Origin of the sequence: Vibrio frigidus (genome assembly GCF_042465995.1) — a bacterium.
Classification (GTDB): domain Bacteria; phylum Pseudomonadota; class Gammaproteobacteria; order Enterobacterales; family Vibrionaceae; genus Vibrio.
Window position 1 is genome coordinate 185,989 of record NZ_JBCDMC010000008.1, and the last position, 22,746, is coordinate 208,734.

At 41.6% G+C, this 22,746-nt stretch carries 17 protein-coding genes; 9 read left to right on the forward strand and 8 right to left on the reverse strand.

Annotated features, from left to right (window positions below):
* Positions 1-4: 4 nt before the first annotated feature.
* Genes AACW90_RS15275 through AACW90_RS15290 form a run of 4 tightly spaced genes read right to left on the reverse strand, consistent with a single transcriptional unit; the run spans position 5 to position 6,303 of the window.
* On the reverse strand, positions 5-1,126 hold the full coding sequence (locus AACW90_RS15275) for an NAD(P)-dependent alcohol dehydrogenase (RefSeq protein ID WP_390236024.1): 1,122 nt from the start codon (positions 1,124-1,126) through the stop codon (positions 5-7).
* Complete coding sequence (locus AACW90_RS15280; RefSeq protein ID WP_390236026.1) at positions 1,107-4,208, reverse strand: efflux RND transporter permease subunit; 3,102 nt, start codon at positions 4,206-4,208, stop codon at positions 1,107-1,109. The genes AACW90_RS15275 and AACW90_RS15280 overlap by 20 nt, the downstream gene beginning before the upstream one ends.
* Entirely contained in the window at positions 4,201-5,265 is a 1,065-nt protein-coding gene (locus AACW90_RS15285; RefSeq protein ID WP_390236028.1) for an efflux RND transporter periplasmic adaptor subunit, read from the reverse strand. The genes AACW90_RS15280 and AACW90_RS15285 overlap by 8 nt, the downstream gene beginning before the upstream one ends.
* Before the next feature lie 54 nt (positions 5,266-5,319).
* Complete coding sequence (locus AACW90_RS15290; protein ID WP_390236031.1) at positions 5,320-6,303, reverse strand: DUF2860 family protein; 984 nt, start codon at positions 6,301-6,303, stop codon at positions 5,320-5,322.
* Positions 6,304-6,692: 389 nt separating this feature from the next.
* On the opposite strand from AACW90_RS15290, the gene AACW90_RS15295 reads away from it, so the two are divergent.
* From AACW90_RS15295 to AACW90_RS15330, 8 genes are all read left to right on the forward strand, one after another.
* On the forward strand, positions 6,693-8,315 hold the full coding sequence (locus AACW90_RS15295) for an ATP-binding protein (RefSeq protein ID WP_390236034.1): 1,623 nt from the start codon (positions 6,693-6,695) through the stop codon (positions 8,313-8,315).
* Complete coding sequence (locus AACW90_RS15300; protein ID WP_390236037.1) at positions 8,312-9,007, forward strand: response regulator; 696 nt, start codon at positions 8,312-8,314, stop codon at positions 9,005-9,007. Before AACW90_RS15295 ends, AACW90_RS15300 begins: the two co-directional genes overlap by 4 nt.
* 239 nt (positions 9,008-9,246) lie before the next feature.
* Positions 9,247-9,789: an outer membrane beta-barrel protein gene (locus AACW90_RS15305; RefSeq protein ID WP_390236040.1), complete on the forward strand. Its 543-nt coding sequence runs from the start codon at positions 9,247-9,249 to the stop codon at positions 9,787-9,789.
* 240 nt (positions 9,790-10,029) lie between these two features.
* Complete coding sequence (locus AACW90_RS15310; protein ID WP_390236042.1) at positions 10,030-10,581, forward strand: nucleotidyltransferase family protein; 552 nt, start codon at positions 10,030-10,032, stop codon at positions 10,579-10,581.
* A 254-nt stretch (positions 10,582-10,835) separates the two neighbouring features.
* The gene (locus AACW90_RS15315) at positions 10,836-12,302 is read left to right on the forward strand and encodes a sensor domain-containing diguanylate cyclase (protein ID WP_390236045.1); all 1,467 of its coding nucleotides are present in this window, start codon (positions 10,836-10,838) and stop codon (positions 12,300-12,302) included.
* 56 nt (positions 12,303-12,358) lie between these two features.
* Positions 12,359-13,255, forward strand: a complete 897-nt coding sequence (locus tag AACW90_RS15320; RefSeq protein WP_390236048.1) for a DMT family transporter — start codon at positions 12,359-12,361, stop codon at positions 13,253-13,255.
* A 279-nt stretch (positions 13,256-13,534) separates the two neighbouring features.
* Positions 13,535-15,160, forward strand: coding sequence for a guanitoxin biosynthesis MBL fold metallo-hydrolase GntH (gene gntH / locus AACW90_RS15325; RefSeq protein WP_390236051.1), 1,626 nt, complete (start codon positions 13,535-13,537; stop codon positions 15,158-15,160).
* Positions 15,161-15,263: 103 nt separating this feature from the next.
* The gene (locus tag AACW90_RS15330; RefSeq protein ID WP_390236053.1) at positions 15,264-15,761 is read left to right on the forward strand and encodes a hypothetical protein; all 498 of its coding nucleotides are present in this window, start codon (positions 15,264-15,266) and stop codon (positions 15,759-15,761) included.
* 129 nt (positions 15,762-15,890) lie between these two features.
* Here the strand turns inward: AACW90_RS15330 and AACW90_RS15335 are convergent, their stop codons facing one another.
* From AACW90_RS15335 to gntH (AACW90_RS15350), 4 genes are all read right to left on the reverse strand, one after another.
* Positions 15,891-16,481 (reverse strand): HAD family hydrolase, encoded by a 591-nt coding sequence (locus AACW90_RS15335; protein WP_390236056.1) that lies wholly within the window; start codon positions 16,479-16,481, stop codon positions 15,891-15,893.
* 181 nt (positions 16,482-16,662) lie between these two features.
* Positions 16,663-18,342, reverse strand: a complete 1,680-nt coding sequence (locus AACW90_RS15340) for an RluA family pseudouridine synthase (RefSeq protein WP_390236059.1) — start codon at positions 18,340-18,342, stop codon at positions 16,663-16,665.
* A gap of 239 nt (positions 18,343-18,581) precedes the next feature.
* On the reverse strand, positions 18,582-19,073 hold the full coding sequence (locus AACW90_RS15345; RefSeq protein ID WP_390236061.1) for a DUF3299 domain-containing protein: 492 nt from the start codon (positions 19,071-19,073) through the stop codon (positions 18,582-18,584).
* Between the two features lie 62 nt (positions 19,074-19,135).
* Positions 19,136-20,587: a guanitoxin biosynthesis MBL fold metallo-hydrolase GntH gene (gene gntH / locus AACW90_RS15350; protein ID WP_390236063.1), complete on the reverse strand. Its 1,452-nt coding sequence runs from the start codon at positions 20,585-20,587 to the stop codon at positions 19,136-19,138.
* A gap of 111 nt (positions 20,588-20,698) precedes the next feature.
* Here gntH (AACW90_RS15350) and AACW90_RS15355 point away from each other — a divergent pair, with 111 nt between their 5' ends.
* Positions 20,699-21,616 (forward strand): helix-turn-helix domain-containing protein, encoded by a 918-nt coding sequence (locus AACW90_RS15355; protein ID WP_390236067.1) that lies wholly within the window; start codon positions 20,699-20,701, stop codon positions 21,614-21,616.
* Positions 21,617-22,746 lie beyond the last annotated feature (1,130 nt).

Genomic DNA, 22,746 nt, shown 5'->3' on the forward strand with positions numbered 1-22,746 from the left:
TAACCTAACAGACAACAAAAACACCCGAGTCTAACGAACTCTCAAAGTTGATAACAATCCGTCCTTTCGCTCGATGAGTCGTTAAATGGCGTATCGCTTCTGAGATACTCCGTTGAGTAAAAGGAATGACCCTATCAATTGGCATTTTAATATTCTCCTTGAGAAGGACTTTGTAAGCCTGCTCAATAACATTCTTAGGATACTTCTCGCCAAAAGTATACATAGGGCCACGGCGAATTCTGGTGCTGAGCATTCTTTTTCCAACATAACCTAGAACACCAGCAAATTCTGACCAACTTAACTTCGCTTCACCTACGTACTGCATGGGGCCAACGATCGTTTCAAAAACACCATCATTTTTAAGTACCCTAAAGGCACTTTTTTCTATGGTTCTCCCACCGACACAATCGAACACGATGTCGTAACGAATGGCGTTATACTCAGCCAAGTCTGCAAAATCGTTTAGTGTATAATCAACGACTTCATGTGCGCCTAATTCGCGTACATACCTTTCATTTTTAGCACCGCAAACCGCCGTAATATGGCAGTCTAAACTCTTTAAATACTGTACGATCATACTGCCAATGGCACCAGAAGCACCAACGACAACACAGTCGGCTCCTCGACGGACCTTTGCCGCTTGTATTGCCCCCCATGCGACACATGCCCCCATAGTGGTCGCGGCGGCTTCAACGTGTGTTAATTTGTCTGGTTTTCTCATCACCATGTTCTGATCGAGCACGCGATAATTCGCCCAAGACCCACGTTCCATTTGTTCGGACGGAATAGCGATAACCTCGTCACCAATCTTTACCTTATTTACACCAGATCCAACTTTTACAACCACACCAGATACCGAAGAACCCAAAATACAAGGTTTCTCATCCGATATTGCTTTAGGGCCATAGAATCGGCCTAAAGCCGTCCCTTGTGCCGCATAAATTTCATCAATATGCATGGCTGAAGCGCAAAGCTTAACCAACACTTCTTGGCTGCTTGGTTGTGGAATCAACACCTTTTTCATCGTGATGTAGTCATGAACTCTGCCCACTACCGGAATATCCGTGAGGCATATAGCGTCCATCTTTTGCGTTGATAAGAGATGATCATTCATAGGATAATTCATTAAGTTTTCCTTTTTTGTTATATCTCAATGCTAACAAAGATGGGGTAATTAACAGGGTTAGTACGGTTGCAAACACCAGTCCACCCGCGACAGTTGAAGCAAGTTGGACCCAAAACTTGGCGATCGGCGCACCAAATTCAATCTTTCGGTTGAAAAGGTCGACATTCATTTCCAGTACCATAGGCAGTAAACCGAGAACCGTTGTGACCGTGGTCATTAAGACAGGCCTAAGCCTCTGTAAACCTGTATTGATAATGGCTTCTTGTACTTGCATCCCTTCTTTAACAAACTGATTAAAGGTGTCGATAAGAACAATATTATTGTTCACCACGATCCCAGCAAGCGCGATGATGCCTAACCCGCCCATTACGACCCCAAATGATTGCTGAGAAATAAGCAGACCCAGAAAAACACCAACGGTCGAAAATAGCACCGCACTGAGTATTAAAAATGCCTGATAAAATGAGTTGAATTGAGTAATCAAGATGAGCCCCATCATGAACAACGCACCCAAGAAGGCCTTGGTTAAGAAATCTTGTGATTCTTGTTGGTCTTCATTCTCACCTTTGTATCGGATACGAACAGTGGGATCCGTCATCAAATCGGCCAGTTGCTCATTGAGTAACGCAAATACGGTTTCTAGCTGAACACCCTCCGCTAAATCAGCTTGAATCGTCAACACTTGCTTGCCATCGACCTTATGAATCGATGGCTGACGTTCTGACGGATAAACGCTCGCAAAGTTACTTATTGGCACCATTCCATGAGGGGTGTTAACTCTTATCGTTTGTAAGCTATCGAGATGTCGAAATGCCTTAGGATAACGAACCTTTATGTCTAACTCTTCATCGCTATCGTCGGGACGATAATTCCCAACGACTAGCCCGGTTGTTAGCATCTGAACACTCGAACCAACCACAGTCGGATCGGCACCAAATGAAGACGCTTTCTCCCTATCAATATCTATTTTCCATTCAATACTTGGTTGCTCCCCATCATCAGTTACATTGCGAAGTTGTGGCATCGTATTCAATAAGTGCTTCAGTTTATCTAGGGCAGGTTGAAGTTGACCTGACGCCAATGCACTGACTTCGATTTGGAGTGCTTTACCGCTGTTCGGCCCATTACTCTGCGCTTGAACTTCTACCTGAATACCAGAAATACCTTGCAGTCGCTGCCGAACTTCCTCCGTAATCAGATTTAAGTGAGGTCTATCCTGCCATGGAACCAAATTACCTCGTACAAATCCGACAGCATCATCATTCCCTGTTTTTGAGTAGAGCGTGTCTATTCCATTTATATTTAGAATTCTGTTCTCGACCTCTTTCATCAAATCACTTTTTTCATAGATAGATAAATCGGCTGGCGAACGGATCGTGAGATTAAATACACCGGTATCAATTTTTGGGAAAAAGACGACACCTTTTCCATAGTTTGCATAGAGAACAAACACTGAGATTGAAAAAGCCAGTGCGATGGATAACGTATAAATAGGCCTGTTTACCACAACCGACAGAGCTTTAGCGTATAGACGCGTTATCATGTTCGCTTCAGAAACGTCATCATTCGTTGAAGTGTTAGACGCTTCCTCTAGGACACTCACTGGAGCCGATTTACCCGCAAAAACAGCCCCTAACGTCGGAACAAAGATTAAAGCCATAAACAAAGAAGCGACTAAAGTAAATATCAGCGTTAAAGGCAGATACTTCATGAAATCACCCATAATACCGGGCCAGAATAGCAGAGGTATAAAGGCAGCCAACGTTGTGGCAGTAGAAGCAATAATGGGCCAAGACATCCTGTTTGCAGCAGTCAAGTAAGCCTGTTTCTTGTCGATACCCTTTGCCATCTCTTTAACAGCATACTCGGTTACGACTATCGCCCCGTCGACCAACATACCGACAGCCATGATCAAGCCGAATAGGACAATAATATTAATGGTCATACCGAAAGCGACTAATAAAATTATTCCAGTTAAAAACGCACCAGGTATTGCCACGCCTACGAAAGCGGCACTTCTCCAACCTAAAATCATGACGATGACTATCACAACAAGAATCACCGCACTGGCGACATTGTTTTGCAAATCTGACAGCATGTTCTTCACATCAATTGATGTATCACCGACATAACTAATATCAATACTACTCGGCCATGAAGCCGATTCCTCATCTATCAGAGCACGAACTTTTTCAACCGTACTGATGGTGTTTTCACCCGCCCTTTTTTTAACATCTAACGTAATAGCCCGTTGGCCATTAAGGCGGGTAATGGTTATCGGATCTTCGTAAACACGTCGAATTGAACCTATATCACCAAAGGTAACAACCTTGTCACCAGAGATTTTGATCGGCATAGACAAAATATCGGACATCTCCTCGAAAACCGACGGTACTTTGATGGCAAATCGCCCCTTACCTGTGTCCATATTTCCTGCAGCAATAAGGCGGTTATTTCGAGAAAGCAGATTTAAAATAGACGAGTGATCAAGCTGATAGCTCTCCAGTAACAGCGGGTCTAATAACACCTCAACCGACTCTTTGCGTTCTCCTCCAATATCCACATTTAGTACTTCAGGAAACGCTTCTATTTTATCCTGAACCGTTTTAGACAATGTTATCAACGTGCTTTCTGGTACGCTGCCAGAAAGTACAACTGTCAAAGCTGGAGCCCACGCAGCAAGTGTGATCTCTTTAACGATTGGTGCTTCGGTATCCGGTGGAAGTTCCCCCTTCGCAAGTTCAACCTGTTGACGAACATTCGCCAGTGCGATGTCTTTATTTATGGTGGGTTCAAATTCGAGAGAGATAGTCACAAGCCCTTCGTTCGCATCACTTAGCATCTCTTTGATACCTTCAATATCATTGAGTTTTTTCTCTATTGGTCGCAGCAATAAACGCTCAGCATCATCTGGTGAAATACCATCATGCGACACAGAAATACTTATAAAGGGGAGCGGCACATCGGGGTCAGACTCTTTCGGAGCAATGCTATAACTAACGGCTCCGACGAAGATAAGTATGATCAACAACAGAATGAACGTACGACTTCGTTCGATTGCAAAGCGAATAATACTATTCATTGTTTGTTGCCTCTACTCGGAAAATATTGACCGATTCTCCTGCACTTACAAAACCTTGACCCAAAACAATAACGTCCACGCCACTACTCAACCCCTTTATCCACGCACCATCTTGGTCCGTTTTTAGAATATCAATTGGCTCAAACTTTACCTTTCCGTCGACAACACTCTTAATACCAAGCTCACCGTCAGTACCTAACACTAGGATCGAAGGTGATACTTTGATTGCAGGTTCAATCCCTAACGGGAGCTCAATCTCTGCACTGGTTCCTGCATACAAGATGTTATCCTGATTCGGTACCTTTATTTCGATACGGAAAGTGTTCGTTGCTTGATCTGAAACACTTGATAAGTAGTTTATTTGACCCTCTATTAAGCGGTTATCCAGTGTTCGAATTTTTGCTTCCTTCTGGTTCCGTAAAAGGTAGATATCGTTCTCTGTAACGGAACCGCTGACAATAAGCGGATCTAACATTTCAATCCTCGCCACAGCATCACCAACAGACACATAATCCCCTGCTTCAACAAAACGTTCATTCATCACACCATTTTGAGGTGACCGAATAGAGGACCTATCAATCGTTCTTTTCAGCTTGGCAACCAAAGACTTCACTCGTTTATACTCGGTATGCAATTTAGCCAGTTGGATCTTTCCTTGGAACCCTTTACTTGCTAGTTTCTTTGCGCTGGTATATTCGATTTCCTTCTGCTTTAGATTAGCCAGCGCGTAATCTAAATCATCTTGTACCCCATCAACATCCAGTGTAGCGATGAGATCACCGGTTTTGAGTACGCTGCCAGGCATAGCCAGCACTTTGGTGACTTTCCCTTCTACTTCCGACGCTACCGTAACGGTTAAATACGGCTCTGTTCGGCCATTAAGTTTTATACTCTTTACGATGTTTTTCGTCTGAAATTGCTTCACACGAACAGTATAAACACCGTCATTTAATGGTTTTTCTTGAGCAATAACTTCCGCAGAAGTAAAACTACCGGAAAACATCCATCCACCAATTAAAACGATGAAAAGAGCACTCACTAGATTGGATTTATTCATTATTCAACACCTTTTCATCTGTTAAATTGTGCCAATATTGGTCATATTTTAGATCTAAAACTTGAGGTTAAGACCGACTGAAAATGCCAATAGTGAAGAGTCAAAAAAATCGATATTCGAATTAGTCTGGGACATTCCAGCAAACGAAATGAACGACAAGTAATCAACATTAAAGAGCGAGGCGTATTCATAAGCCACAAATGCACCATAAGAAGAATCTGATTGCTTGAGACCAAAAACAGGATTGATAGCGTCATAATCACTTTCGGCATAATCGACGTTAACCGACAAAGCATGATGTCCGAACTGATTAATCAACCCTAGGCTTGCCGCATAAGATTGAAAAGACATGGCGCGACCATCTGCGTTATGGTCAATATAAGTTACCGCTGGAGAAAGGAACATATTGCTACTTAAGGGGAGTTGATAACCCACATTAAGATAACGACTATCGCCGCTTCTTCTCAAAATAGATCGCTCTTCGTTGCTCAATGAACTGCCTGACAACTCATTTTCTACTTCATTAGTGCCGTAACCGAGATCCAATGAAAAGCCTGCTCCAGAACTTGGTGTAAGCTGAATTCGGTAGCCCTCACTTTCACTATCGGTAACCGACCTTTTGGTTCCGGTTAAATACGGGTCTTGCCATACTTCTGACGCTGTTAAGGTTGGTACATAAGAAAGACTTAAAACGGTCCCCTCTACTATTTGATTTCGATAACCAAATGCCATGACAAAATCGCCAGAAGCAATATCGTCTCTCGACATACCAGCAAACAACTGCTGCTTTCCGAAATTATATTCAATCACGCCGACAGGAAATAACAACGCCATGCTTTCTGAATCACCTTTGCGGTTAATATCCCCTTCTAATACTTGATTACTTTCGGTATTAAGATTCGATTCCACAGACATCATGCCCGTATTGAGTCCGAATTCACCGCTAAAATGACCGTTTAAAAACTCGGATGCGCTTGCCTGCACAGAAAACGTAACACTCAGTATCGCGACGTTCGCTATCTTATTTACATTTTTCACTTCAAATCCTTCCTATCAGGTATACGCAGCCAACCAATAGCCACATCTAATACTCAAAACACATTCATTGTGCTGATGAATGAAAATACTAGATGAAAAATAACGCACTTACTGTTCGACTTTGTCGGTGAACGTAGCAAAAAAATCAGGATTTACAAATCTTTCAAACCGAGACAAATTACGGAAAATATTATTTGTTACTATAAAAACAATAAGATAAAGACAGCACACGACGATAGGAATCGATGCCTTTCAATACATCCAAATACGATTGCTGACTATTTTCCAGCTCATCCGACAATTCCTGACAATCCAACACATATCTAGACAGCTTCTGTTAAACAGAATGCTATTATGTAAAATGTAACTATCAGCGGATAACACTGTTTATGAAACTTGCCCTCATTATGCTAACTGCGCTGTTGATGATTTCATTGGCGTTAATTCAGGTTGTCATCTTCCCTTCATTCCAAAGCACATTGACAGAAGACTCTGAAACATGGCAGTTGAAATACCTAACTGCGGGGCAAATCCGAATGTTGGCAAATGTAATTGCGCCATTGCCAGAGCACGAGCGCGAGCAGGCGCTTGAAAAATTGAGAAAAAATATTGGTTTTTTTGTAGAGATATCTTCGTTGGAGAACCACAGTTTTGACGAAGACCAACTAAGAGAACTAAAGGCGGGTGAAACCGTTGTCGATATTTATAAAGATTCAACTTATCAACTTATCAGTGATAACCAATATATTAGCTTTGTTTTAACTAATGAGGTGCCTTACCATTTGACGAGCAAAGCGCAGCGCTTTGTAATGGGATCACTCTATTTAGTCCAAGAGGAGCTAAGGTCCATCCCACAAGAGGATTGGGACGAGGCCTTTGTGGATATACAAAAACAATATATGCACCCTATAGAACTAAAAGACATGAGCACGCTCGACCTTTCTGAAAAAAATAAAGCATTACTGAACAGCGGTAAAATCGTCACGTTGAAAACCGAAGATTCAGAGACCATCGATTACCCTGCAGATTATGCAATACAAAAAGTGAACAATAGTAATAAAGTCATCTACGTTGGTCCTTTTTCGCCAACAGTCATCGAGAAACTTTACGTACTACTCACCATCTATTACATCTGCTTTGGCCTGTTTATACTTATTCCTATATTACTTTGGCTATTACCTGCTTGGTTCTCCATGAAAGAGCTTAAGAGAGCAACCGCCTCACTTGGACAAGGCAAATTTAGTACCCGCGTGAAGCGAATTCCTTTGAGCCAACTTAACCACCTTTCTCAAACCTATAATGTCATGGCAGAACGGATTCAGCGACTGATTTCATCTCATAAAACCCTGACAAATACTGTCTCTCATGAACTGAGAACGCCGATAGCGAGAATAGAATTTAATATCGAGTTACTACGGGGACATGTTAGCGGAGATTATGCCCTGAACCAGTTGGGTCAAATCGAATCTTCCGTGGATGAGCTTAATAAATTGGTCTCAGAGATGTTGATGTATGCTCGCTTCGATAGAGAAGCCCCCCCCCTTAAACTCGCAAAAATCAATGTGAATGATTGGGTTAGCGAACAGGTTGATGTTTGGCGAACTACCTACCCTGATATCGATATACAGGTAAAAACTGAAGACTCAATGGATGTCGTCTTTGACCAGTTTTATATGAATCGAGCACTAAACAACCTAATCAAAAACGCAATATGTTACGGTAATGGTACTGTGGTCATTTCTACAACCAAGACAAAAAAGCACCTTCAACTCTCAGTGGAAGATAACGGCTTCGGTGTCGACTATACTGAACGTTATGACGTTTTCACGCCGTTTTATCGCAGCACTGAACACGTAGACAGGGACAAAGGTGGATCAGGATTGGGTTTATCCATTGTAAAACTCATCATGGATTGGCATAACGGCCAAGTTAACGTTAAAAAATCGACATTGGGAGGGGCAAACTTCCAGTTGACGCTTCCTAACTCTACTTCAACGGATGTAAAAAAATGAATGCAAAGATAATGATTGTTGAAGATGATGCCCCATTAGCGCAGTCAATTAGGGAGTACCTCACTATTGAGCAATTCGATGCTCGAGTGATCTCTAGAGGCTCTGAAGCCGAGGCAGCCATTCTCGACTGGCAACCTGACATTGTTTTACTTGATGTCATGTTACCCGGTAAAGATGGCGTATCTATATGTCGAGATTTACGCTCAGAATATGATGGCATCATAATAATGTTTACAGCTAAAGATGATGAGATTGATCAGGTTGTAGGATTAGAAATTGGCGCAGATGATTACCTTACAAAACCGGTTAAGCCGCGCATTTTATTAGCCAAACTCAAAGCATTTTTACGCAAGCAAGAACGAACAAATAAGCCATCATCAGCACCCGTCGATAGCCTAACCATAGGCGATATCAAAGTTGATACCACCTTAAGACAAGCCCATCTTAAAAACGAACTCATCTCCCTCACCGATGCCGAATATGACCTGCTTGTATTGCTGGCGGTAAACGTTGGCGTCATATTATCGAGAAGCACCATCGTCGAAAAAACACGAGGCTATGAATACGACGGTATTGACCGAAGCGTCGATAACCTTATAAGTCAATTAAGAAAAAAACTAGGTGATGACCCAAAACAACCAGTAAAACTCAAAACCATACGTTCAAAAGGCTATGTTCTGCTCGACAGGTAAGCGCGAATCTCCGCGCTTTATTTTAAATTGTCTGTTTTTGTCGACATATACAGACCATTACCTTTGATATACAAATGCGTTTAGGACGTTATATCTCGATTATCAACAGATTAACCATTACCTAAAAGCCAATCCTGCTGACAATACCCGACAATTCCCGATAGAAATCATCGTCCAATAACTTGAGAATAGGTTTGTACGTTATCCATTCATTCTATCAATAAATAAAGAGGCAACACATGAAGTCAGCAGCAATTGTTCTTTTCACACTTTTCGTTTCATTTTGCGCAGCAGCAGAGGCACCACCATCACGAGTCAGCACCTTTATCGGTACTAAAAATATTAGTGATAATACGTGGGAACCATTTGACTCTCAGTTTGAGTTTGGTGTCGCGGCAGATGTTAACATCGCCAATCTACCAGTAAATTTTTATGTTGGTATGAATGCCTCCATCGACAAGCGAGACAGTGGTGATGACGAAGGCAAAACCGTAGAGAAGTTATTTGGCATAAGTAAACACTTCCCTATTGGTGGTTCTCCATTTAACACCTATGTAATGGGTGGTGTCGCTCATATTGAAGGTGAGCTGACTAAGTCTAGTGTGACACAGAAAGATTCTGCTGTGGGGTACTTTGTCGGCGGCGGTATTGTGTGGAATTTCACCCAACATTTTGATATCGGATTTGAAACTCGATATTCCCAAGCTGAGATCAAGTTTGATGATAAAGACGTCGATGTAGGTGGTACGCACCTAGGTGTTACTGCTGGGTTTAGTTGGTAAGTAATTAAGACTTTGATTTTCGAACATCCAATTGCGGCGTGATGAGAGCAGGTTCCGATTTATTAATAAATTCAAACCAGATAACCAAGGTTATCTGGTTTTTTTGTGCACGGAGACTTTGAAGTCCGCTTTAATCTAGATATTGGGGCAAGGGAATACTGGATGATAATCATTTTCTATAGTGTATGCTTTGCTTATTAAGTATAAACAAACCAAACAACAATGAATGAGTTAGCGATAATGACGAGAAACGAAGTCACTCAAGTCACCGAGCTACTAGAGAAGGATGTCTTAAGGCTTCGAGCTTTGCGTTGCGTCCAATCACTGCAATTGCCAGATTGTTATGTTGCGGCTGGCTTTATCAGAAATATGGTCTGGGACTTTGTACATGATTATCGCTTTTCGACACCACTCAATGATGTTGATGTGATCTATTTCGATAGCAACGAGTCGTCTAACAATGTCCATGAGCATTATGAACAACAATTGTCTGAAATGATGCCAAACCTTAATTGGCAGGTTCGAAATCAAGCAAAAATGCACATGCGAAACGGTGACAAACCATATAAAAGCACCCTTGACGCTATGGGTTACTGGGTCGAGAAAGAGACCTCTGTGGCAGCAAGAATATTGGACAGTCATCAAATTGAGTGCATTAGCGCATTTGGTTTTGAGAGCCTATTTCAATTAAAGCTCACCTATAACTCAAAGCGAGACAGAACAACCTTTGAGCAAAGGGTATCGAGCAAAGGTTGGTTGATTCAGTGGCCTAGACTCACCGTACACATTTAGTTTGTAAGCAAAAACCAATATTATAAGGCTGACCCATTGGCGTAATGGTGCCCTTAAAAACCAATTTTTATGTAACCGCACACCCGTTTCAACTAACATTAATGTAATATCTGTGATTGCTATCGATAAAAATGAGATCTAAACACATATCTTCATCCTACTGTTGCTTGCAAGTACTATAGTTAACGACAGAAGTTAGCGATGAAACTCTCTACACATGAAAAGATGTACATCTCGTCACAATTAGAGCACACATGGTAATCCAAACTGGTAACTTTGAAAATTTAGACCACACCGAACCTAGTCATCTCGAAAATGAACTATTGACGGCGATTGCCCGTAGTGCAGAAAATCTATCTAATGGACGCGGCTGGCCTGAAGGTGTCGACGCACTATTGGCTGATCTAGGCAAAATCACTAAAGTCAGCCGAGTATGGATATTTCAAACGTTAAAATTAGAAGATAACTGTATCCAACAAGACTACGTCTTTGAATGGGCTGCTAACATCAAGTACAAACAGATTGGGCTCCCTAACTTCAACCGCTTTACTTCTAATACCAAAGAGCCTGAATATGTTTCTTTGATAGAAAGCCGCACTCGAGGAGAATACCAACACCTCATCGTCAATCGTCTTCCTGATTCTTGGCTAAGAGGCTATCTTATACAACAAAATATTTGCTCTATGCTAACCATTCCTATTTTTGTGGAAAACCAATGGTGGGGCACACTGGGTTTTGATGATTGTGAACGTAGCATTGAATGGTCATCCAGTGAAATTGCACTACTGCGAACGGCGTGTTTTCTTATCTCTAGTGCAATCCTAAGAGATCAGTTAAGCGCAAAACGTCGCCAACTGGATATCCTTAAACAAATTACCGCGTGCAGCGCTTGGGAGTTGGATATTCGTAGAGGGCATTTATGGTGTACACCAGAGATACTCAGCAATATTCCAGAGAAAACCGATAACCTACAGTTTTCATTCCGACAATGTATCAGAAAGATTCACCCGGACTATCGAAAGGATTTTTTTCGCGTCGTCCGTCAGTTTAGTCAAAGTAGTTCGAATTCTTTTCGATGTGACTTAAAAATCCGAAGAGACAATGGTGAGTACGGTTGGATTGAACTATCAGCCAAAATCGATGATAGTACTGAGCATAGTGGCGATGTACTCGCGGGTATTTTGTTAGATATAACCTTAAGGAAAGAGGCGGAAGAACGCCTAAGACATGAGGCCACCACCGACCCACTCACGGGCATACTTAACCGAAGAAAAATAGAATCACTGGTACAAGAGCACATTGATAGATATAAAAAAACAGGTGAGAAATTTTCGTTGGTCGTTTTAGACCTAGACCATTTTAAAAGAATTAATGATACGTATGGTCATTCTGTTGGCGACCATGTGTTGTGTCAATTTACCGAGCTATGTCAACAATCGTTGCGCAAAATAGATTATATTTCTCGTATCGGTGGGGAAGAGTTCGCGATTCTATTGCCGAATACCAATGAAGAAGAAGCCTTTGTCATAGGAGAACGAATCTGCAAAACCATTCAACATAACCCTTATATTCACAAAAACGATCAGATAATTTATTCCGTCTCTATCGGCTGCTCAACGCTCAGAGATGAATACTTAGAGGTTCATAAGATTTTCGAACGAGCTGACTCCGCGTTGTATTTCGCAAAGCGATCGGGCAGAAATCAAGTCAAAGTGAGTTAACCAACAGCGAATTTATTGTGGTAGAGTGCCCACAGAACTTAAAAAAATACGATTTTATGTCTACCAATATGAATACTTTTTTTCCTGCTGGGGTCCGCTTCATGATCCTATCTGCTTTCGGTTTTGCCCTAATGTCAGCGTGCGTAAAGTACGTCAGCAATCATGGCATTCCGTTATTTGAGATAGTTGCAGCAAGGGCAATCGTATCTTGGGTCATCAGCTACCTAGATGTTAAGCGGAAAAGGATCTCTTTATGGGGTTATAACAAACCTCTGCTTATCTCTCGAGGCGTGATGGGAACATCGGCGTTAATATGCGTCTACTATGCCGTGACGACGTTACCATTAGCAGAAGCGACCATTTTGCAGTATGTCAATCCCGTGTTTACCGCCCTTCTAGCCGTTCTGTTCTTAAAAGAGCGGATTCAAGTCTCAACCATTATCTGCATTGTGATGTGTTTGTTTGGTTTATTCTTTATGGTAAAACCAAGCATGGACAGTAACTTAACCAGCGACTTACCACTTTTTAGTGTTGGTATTGCCTTATTGGGAGCACTGTTTAGTTCCGTTGCCTACGTGATAGTAAGAAAGTTAAGTCAAACCGAAGATAGCTCTGTAATCATCTTTTATTTCCCACTTGTTGCCCTTCCTATCTCTCTATTATTAATAGGTGATAGCTTTGTTTGGCCGAGTATTCACATCGTAATAATGCTGGTGATGCTTGGTGTTTTTACACAAATTGGTCAATTTGGTCTAACCAAGGCAATGCAGACTCAAGCCGCTGGAAAAGCATCCGCTTATTCGTACGTACAAATACTGTTTTCTGCTTTGTTAGGTGTTGTATTCTTTGGCGAAATACCTTCGATGTGGAGTTATTTAGGCGGCGCATTTATTGTCACCGGAGCACTAATTAATGTATTTGGACAGCATCTAAGAAATCCATTTAAAACTTAATTTTGCATCATTCGGTCAATCATAACCTCTAATAAAAGGGTCGGCACTAACGTACCCCATCATCAAAATTCCTTCGGATATATTCGCCCAATGAACCTTTCATGCTTCAGCACGAATACTCACCTCCCCCCCTTTTCATCTATATATAAATTAAATTTATATATCAAGTCAATACAACCCTATGTATTCGCTTTTGATTTATGAATAAACTTATTTGCATCGAAGTGAGCAAGGAATCTCATTTCATAAATTAAGATGATTAACCCAATAGGTGGAACTATGAGAACTTTCGCAAAACTATCAATAATTTCGACTGCCATGATTGTCGCAACAACGGCGTTCGCAGCGGATCCAATGATGCAATACAACACGCAAAAAACGAATAACAATCTAGAAAACACTCAAAAATTCGAATATCACGAAGGCGAGACGTTAGAGCAATATATAAGCACACAGCCCGAAGGTAAGCTGTATTCTTCTGAAGAAGAGGTCCTTGCCGTATTGATGGGAGGTGTGAATAACGGTGATTACCGCGGTAAAACCAATACAGGTTGGAAAGAAGGTTTAATGTTTGAAGGTATTGCCCCTTATGGTGACCATATGGTGTCAGGCGCAAACTGGTTCCCACGTACCGAAGAAGTACAACCGGATGAAATGCGTGTGACCTTTATGGGGACTTCTCCCATGATTCGTCCAGGACAGGCAAACACATCCATCTATGTGGAACTCGGTAACGGTTCGAATTTCGTATTTGATTTAGGCGAAGGCTCAATAGCAAACTATGTGGCGGCAGGTGTCGCAATGAATGAATTAGATCACATATTCATTACCCATTTACACGTTGACCATTACGGTTCCCTGCCCTATTTATATCAATTTGGCGGTTGGAATGGACGTTGGGAAAAACCGTTAAACATCTATGGCCCAAGTGGTGCGACACCAGAATATGGCACAAGACACATGGTAGAGGGAATGCAACAAATGTTGAACTGGCATACCGATGCGTTTGACGTATTCCCATCGGGCAACGACCTTGTCGTGCATGAGTTCGACTTCCGAGACGATGGCGGTGTGATCTACGATCAAGACAATGTAGAGGTAATTCACTGGCGTCGCAGCCATGCAAAAGATGGTGCTTCTGGCTATCGTCTAAATTGGACACAAGAAGATGGCCGCGTACTTTCATTTGTATGGACAGGCGATGGTCGTCCAACAGAGCTTGATTTGAAATACGCAAAAGGTGCTGACTTGTTCATTACCGAATTGCAAACAGAAACCTTTGGCATTTCATCCATCATTCAAGGAGTTCCACCGTTCTTAGCGCGCTACACCGTCGATACACACCACACACCGGCTTATGCAGCTGGTTATGTGGCAAATGAAGTGCAACCGCGCTTGTTTATGACAACGCACATGACATTCGACCCGTATCTAAACGAGGAAACGGTTGCCGAAGTACGTGAACACTGGAAAGGCCCTTATCACTTTGGCGCACCAGACGGCATAGTCGTCAATATGACAAAAGACAATGCATGGGTACGTGAAGGAATTTTACCTGACTTTCCGAATGCACGTGCGCCACAGTTTGACATGGCAGACGGTTCAGATTTTAGAATTCCGATGCCAAAAAAATCCCGTGCTGATATCCAAGAACAAGAGATTAGAGATCTCGAGTTGGATCCAAGATTGTACTACCCAGAAGGTTACCATCCAGAACTATTAACAGAATGGCCAGTAAAGAGAGACATTGTTATCCCGGCAGAGCAGGTGCCAGAAGCGATGAAGAAAGGGATGAATACAAAACAAGAGTACATGGACAGAGTACGTGAACACCACAATCTAGAGCGAAAGTCAGTGAGTCGTCCAACTGAACCGAGTGAAGGGTCAGGAACAGACAAAAAATAGGACTATCTCAAAGTAAGGGCATGATGGTCATGCTCTTTCAAAAAAGAATAATGTTTGCTCACTTTCAATCAGCTCTGATTCATATTATACAAGGTAATATCCTATGAAACGCATTTCAACATCACTATTAATTTTATGCTCAATGGCGGTTGCCGCTAATGTTTCAGCGGCAACACACGACCACAGTCATAACCATTATAATCCGACATTAGAACAGCTAGGCAATGATATTGTTGGCTTAACCGTCTGCTACAAAAATGGATATTTGTCCAACGAAGAACAAGAACCTGCGTTTACAAATCTGATTAATTACGCCGATGTTTCCGGTGAGGAATTAGGCATGTTTTATATGGATAAATTAGGACCAAAAGCAGAACAGATTATGAGTGATGACGAATCGAGGATGTTATGGAATGAAGCGTTTTGTTCAGAGCTAACCAGTACTTACTTAGACAACAATAAATTGGCGAAAGTGAAGAAAACCAACCACCATGATCAGAACGCACACAATCATAGACATGATGATAGTGGCCATGAAACGCTAAAGGAAGAAATGATTAAACAAGACATCGAACATGGACGCCTTCTGAGTATCAACTAATACAAGTCATTGATTTACCGGTTCCACCTCAAATGTGGAAGATGCTTAGGCTCTTCCACATTTTTTTGTGTCCTTATTGCCTCGTTTCCACTTAAGCACAAAAAATGTTCAGTCGTCTCACTTAGCCAATTAACCGCAACGTAGCAGTGTAAGTAACTCATCTAATTCATTCACTACTAGCGATGCTTGGTCTGCAAAATTCGGTGTTTGACCATGTGTTACCAAACATGATGTCATATTGGCATTCGCTGCTGCTTGTAGGTCGTAGAGATAGTCCCCTACATAAAGTACGTTAACAGTTGACAGGTTCCATCCATTTGCTAATGCCACAAGCGAGTCTGGTGCAGGTTTAGCAGGGAAATCTTCACGGGTTATTACTTGTTCAAATTCGATATTATTGTGGCTCAATTTCAACGCGGTTGCTTGTCTGCAATTACGGGTCACAACCGCCGTATGAAAATTGTTCTTGTACAGAAATTCGAGCAATTCATAACAACCAGACATAGGCTCAGAACTTAACGCGTCACTCATCTCATGATCTAAGATAATCTGATGGGCGCGGTCTCTATCTTGCTTGTTGGATAATGAATCCGAATAGGTGAGTAAATCTTCGTTTAGTGGGCAACCAATCACACCTCGTAAGGCTTGAAAATCCATTCCAGACGTAACCAACGTATTATCAAGATCAAACACAACTGCTTTAATACGGTCCAAATCCATATATATGATTCACCTTAAATTGCCTGTTCATAAATAGCTCATCAAAGCATAGCATTTCTGCCAGCTAGGGTTGACCTTACACCTGCAATTTCAAATCTAAGTCACCGGAATAGTAGATTCGCATCGATATTGTGTGATTGACGAGAACACCAATTACGCTTACAAAAAGTGACGTCAGTATTTAGAACTCACAGCCTACTTGAAATGTCATGCGCGCTTTACTGTATGGATGATCGAGTTCTAATCTCTCTGCATGTAGGTGCAAACGATCGGCTTTCTCACCATATAATGCGTCTCCCACTATCGGCATATTTAAACCTAAGTGATAGGCACTATGGACACGAAGTTGATGGGTGCGACCAGTCTTTGGGTACATGTACACTTTGCTTCGACCACCTTTCACTTCAATCAATTGCCAGTGTGTTTCCGCATGTTTGCCATGTTCGTCACACACAAGTTGCCGTGGTCGATCATCAGGGTCTCCACGCATTGGTAAGGAGATGTCCCCTTTTGATTGGGTGAGTTCGCCTGCTAGAAGCGCTATATAGCGCTTTTGCACGCCACGTGTAATGAATTGTTTTTGTAAGCTTTTGTTTGCACGTTTGGTCAGTGCAAACACCAATAAACCAGATGTTGCCATATCTAACCGGTGAATCACAAACGGGCCTTCAACGTCTGGATATAAGGCTTGCAGGCGTGTATAGGCGGAGTCTTTAATGATTTTTCCGGGCACCGATAATAAGCCTGATGGCTTATTAATAACGACCATCGCTTCATCTTGAAATACAATTTCTAGTTCCTTGTCTGCCGCCCAATTTTTTTCCAAAGGATTGGGTTCAACATTCAAGCCTTGCAGCATGTGCCCCAAGATAGGCTGACATTTGTTATTGCACGATGGATAGAATGTCTTATGTTGACGAATTTCTGATTTTGGTGGTACACCCCACCAAAACTCTGCCAAAGCTAGCGGTTTAAAGCCGTGTTTATAGGCAAAGTGCAGCAGTTTTGGTGCAGCACATTCGCCAGATCCAGCGGGTGGAACGGGGTGGCTTGTCGGGGCAAAGATATCAACTAAATCGCGCATCTGGCCACGATTATCGAGGAAACGATACTGTTTATGCAGTTTATGTTGTAAGGCGTTAGACAGTGCTTTATGTTGTTCTTTATGTTCTGCTAAATGCACCTGAAGGTTCGCCATGCGTTGCTCTTTGATGGCTAATTTCTCACCCCACACGCGTTTTAAATGCTTGAGTATGTTCTTCTCTGTCACGCTTTGTTTGCTCAAACCATCCAATAGAGCCTTTAGCCGATCGGGATCAAGCGTTTGTTCACCCTCTTTCCGTAGCTGCTTACGGGTTGCGCGACTATCAATCATCACCTGGCGATGTGCCTGTTCTTCTTCTTGGTAAGCGGCGCGGTCTGCTTCTATTTGCGCGTTGAGCTCAGCCATTTCTGGATTTGCGGCCAACGCTTTGTAGGCGGCGTTAGCTGTATTGATCGCATCGCTCTCACCTCGGAAAAAACCTTCTTCTTTAAGCATATCGAAAACAGGCGGAACAAAACGGGGTAATAGATTCCGGTCTGCAATTTTTCCGGAAAACGCACTCAAAAAACCGATTTCTCCCTGCGGGTTTTGTACGAGCAGCACTCCGAACATTTTTCCACGGCCACTTCCTTCACTCTCTAAACCAAAGTCGTGCTCGAAATCTGCCTGAGTTTCTAGGTGTTGTTGTAGTTGCTCGGCTGCCAATACACATAAAGGATGCGATATATAGTAGAACGGAAACGTAAATTGTTCCGGCAAATCATAGCCTTCAATAGCAGTGTTGAATCGAGTAAAGCAGTGTTGAGGCGAATGCATATTAAAGGCCGCGTGATAGGATAATTCTGAGCACGGATTGTACCTGTTTTTTAAGGGATTGCCATGAGAGGCTATTCTTGTGGACTCTCTATTAAGTATCGAGATCAGATTCAGAACAGATCTAACTTAAGCAAACTACTCTCTCATTTAATAACACATTTATTCCCATCATTAAGCGAGGTGGGCATTGAGGATGGTTCTCTGAAACGCATTTAGACAAATTGCTGCTTTTATACGTTTCAGTAGCCATCATAAAGTGCCACTTCATCAAGAGATAATTGATACCCAGCCTTAGCTATCGAATTTTCAGTCATATTTGCCGTTATCTTACCTTGAAACCAATATGGCTGATTGAGATCACTAACGTCAATGCCAATCTTGCTAGTGGCATGCAGCAATTGATTAGGTGGTGGAGGTGGTACATGAATACAGGCACCAAAATAAGGTACAATAAAAAACTCAATCACTTTGTTATTTTGCATCTCTAATGGTACAACGAACCCTGGTATTTTTACGTACTGATCTGTTAATTCATGATTGAGCAAATTGTACTCTATGTTGTCTTTTTGTACTGCTAGCGAACCATCATGATTGATAGCTCGAGGCTTAGATGTTCGTAGAATTTCTTGGGCTTTATCAGGAACTAGATCATCCCAATGAAGTACTCTTAGCTCTTGTGAATAGACAAATAGAGGGACGTAAAACAAAATCAGTAACACAAAAGGTCGCATACTTCTTCCTTATAAGTGGGCAAAGACGTGCTTTGCCCATATTGAGCGCTAAGTACAAGTGCTTATTTTTCTAGTTTTTTCAAGTTGCGATTTTTGAGCTCCCAAGACGCACCCATACTTTTGCGCAGATTATCTGGTAACGCTTCGTACGGTACAACCAAATCACCACTTACAGGCCATTTATCTAACAAGTCAGGTTGGTAACCCTTCGGATAATATTTCTTTGGATCAATTTCGTTTTCGCGAACAAATGCCCCCTGTAAGTCCTCTCGTTGGTATTTAGGCATGGGTACTATAAGCTGACCATTTGTAAAGTCTTGCTGTGGAGCTCGACTATTTGGAAAGTCAGGAAGAATACCCTCTCGCACCCATATTTGATCTGTTGTTACGTTTACAACAATGCCATCTGGTGCACCAAAGTGATATGGCCCTTTCCAGTGCTCACGAACTTCAGCAACCGTCTCTTCATTCAACCAAGGGTCAAACGTCATGTGCGTATTCATAAACATGCGAGGTTGAACTTGGTTTGCAACGTAACCAGCCGCGTAGCCTGGAGTATGGTGCGTGTCGATCGTATAGCGAGCTAAGAACGGTGGAACCCCCTGAACGCCAGAGTTGATTTCAACAACTTCTTGTTGCAACTCTGTCACGTAGACATCACAACCTTTAGCGTATTTAGCATCTAATTCACTTGGACGGCCATCACCAGTCCAAACAAAACATAAGTTCTCTGTGTCACTGATCTTCCAGTCTAAACGATATGCAGACGCTCCATCCATCGCATGCGACCGTTGCCAATGAGTTACTGTGACACTATTTTGGTCGTAGACCACACCACCATTATCTTTATAGTCAAATTCAGTGACTTCAATATCATGCCCTTGACCAACAGGGAATACATTAAATGCTTGTCTATGCCATGCAAGCATCTGTTTCATTCCCTCGACCATCGATTTTGTTCCAAATTCGGGCTTACGACCAGAAGGGCCATAAATTCGTAGTGGCTCATGCCATCGACCAGCCCAACCACCAAACATATAGACATAAGGAAGTGCACCAAAATGGTCAACATGAAGGTGAGTTAAAAATATATTGTTGATTTCATTAAGTGCTACACGTGCAGAAACGTAGTTTGCAACCGAACCCTCACCAATATCAAAGACAAAGCTATCGCCATTGCCCAATTCGACATAAATGGAAGTGTTCATTTGTCCGGGCCGGATGGTAGGAGATGTTCCCATGAAAGTAATTCGCATCTCTTTTGGTTGAACTTCTTCTGTTCCTGGGAACCAATTTGCTGCACTTGTTAGCCAAGGTTGCGGGCTAATTCCATCGTAAAGCAAACCTTCTTTCCAACGACCCGCTGGCACCCCTCCCATTAATACGGATTGTATTTCCTCTTTAGATGATGGTTCTTGAACTGGTACGGGGTTAGCCATTAGGTTGTTGGTGATTGTAGCTAAGCCGAGTATTGAAAATAATTTTATTATTTTATTTAAATGTTGAGAAATCATTTAACCTCCGTGCAATATGATGAATAACATTCATAATTATGTTAGATAGTGAAATAGATAGTGTGTTATCTAAAAACCGACATTTTTAAATCATTGATAGGGGGAGAAGAAATGCATCAACCTTTTAAGATTGAATTCGAAAGCAATGATTTTGATGAATTTCGAGATTTTGTTAAACTTTGGGAAGTAGAGTTTACTCCTCTGAATCATACAGAAGATGAATGCATTAAGTTCACACAATTAATAACTGAGAAACTCCATATTGGTTACACCTATTTAGGCGTAAATACAATTCAGGCAGCAAAAACACCTAAAAATACTCGAACGATAGCAATTTTACCTGCTAACACGCCCTCTTTGTTTTGGTATCGAAGGCGCATATTCCCGAATCAAGTACTGATTTTTAATGAACGAGGAGAAATGGAGTCGCACTCTCAAAGCGGGTTTAGTGCATTTACAATAGCCATTCCAGAAGAGTGGTATTTAATATTGTGTAGAGGAAATAAGTACTTACTTTCTCCAGATGAAAAAGTTTTAAGTTGTTCACCAATCATGAATTTGGCACTCTGTAGGAAATTGAAAAACCTTCTTTATGGTAATTGTAATCAAAGTACAAGAGATATTGAATGGAAGGTATTCCAGATGTTACATACGCTATTTGCAACCCAAATTGTTGCTAAGGAGACAATATCAAAAAAAAGGCGTTCTCAGGTACTCGCAACAGCGTTAGAGTTTATACATGCATCTAACTATAACGTTCCAGTTGCTGAGTTATGTAAAGTGACCAATACTTCGGAAAGAACACTTGAGAGGATATTTTCTGAAAGTATAGGTATTTCACCAAAACAATATATTAAGCGTTATTTGGTAAAAGACATTGAAGCTAAATTAAAGAAGAACCTTTTGAGTGATTTATCTATAGGTGATATTGCGTATAAATATGGGTTTGCCCATCACGGACAGTTTTCCCAAAGTTTTAAATTGATTACAGGTGTAACCCCACAGAGCATAAGACATCTGCTTAGTTAATGATTTCAATTTTAACGTGAGTTTAACGTGGACATACACCTTCAAATTTAGTGCTCATCTTATCGGGCACGCTACGGCTAATATTCGCTAGATTAGGGTCAGGCCTTTCATTGTGCGCCACAAGATCAGGTATACTTTTTCTATTACCAGAAGTCACTTTTAGAATTTAAGCTTTAACTAACTGATGTCCATTTAAGAGGTAGTTCAAACATTTGGCTGTTAGTTTTATCATTAGTGGACAACTTCCCATCCGGTCTGTAGGCTGACTTTTTAACTTCTGATAGGTATGCAGCCTAGTGTTAATTAAGCTCCTGTTGAGCGCCGTTGTCTTATCGTATTTTCTCGCTGAAATTAACTACGATGATAGAAAAGTTAATATTTCGGGTCGTTACCAGCTAGAAAACTCTGTATGTGACCGTTACTGATTGCCGTTTTGAAATAGCAGAAGCCAATTGAATGATAGATTTTGTCTGAAGCTTGTAAATCGTTTCTGCCCATTGTTTGCTAGCGAGATTTTAGACCAATGAATATAGTAGCTAGCTTTCAGTAGATTTATTTATGATTGGGAACTAAGCGATGATGCTGGAAAGCTTCTAATTTTGAGGCGCGGCAGGTTATACTGATTTTGCGTGATGGTGAGTATACTTCTAACTCAAAGTATTGGCTCGTTCTATGTTGGAACGACATACAAGCTCTAACCTTTTTCACAGAAATTAACTGGGTCAAAGTACAAATCTGCCATGCTGACTATAAAATTACAAATAATCAGTATGGTAGATATGAATAGCTTTGAGATTCAGATTCAGATTCAGATTCAGATTCAGATTCAGATTCAGATTCATTATAGCGAAGAACAGCTGTTTAAATATCTAGTCAATTAAAATCGGTATCCTACGTCGACTAGCCATTGACCAGACTTATACCCACTTGTTTCTTTGGAGTAACCAACTCCAGTCATAAAGTGTTTGCCAAATTCGCCTTTCACTCCTGTTGACACTAAGATATCGTTCCAAACACACAAATCATTGAGAGGAGGAAGTACGGACTCATTAGGGTTAATGACGCTCTCTAGTTTATGGTTTGATAAACGAGAAAGCTAACCTAGTGAGGCCTATTTAGATAACAGCTTA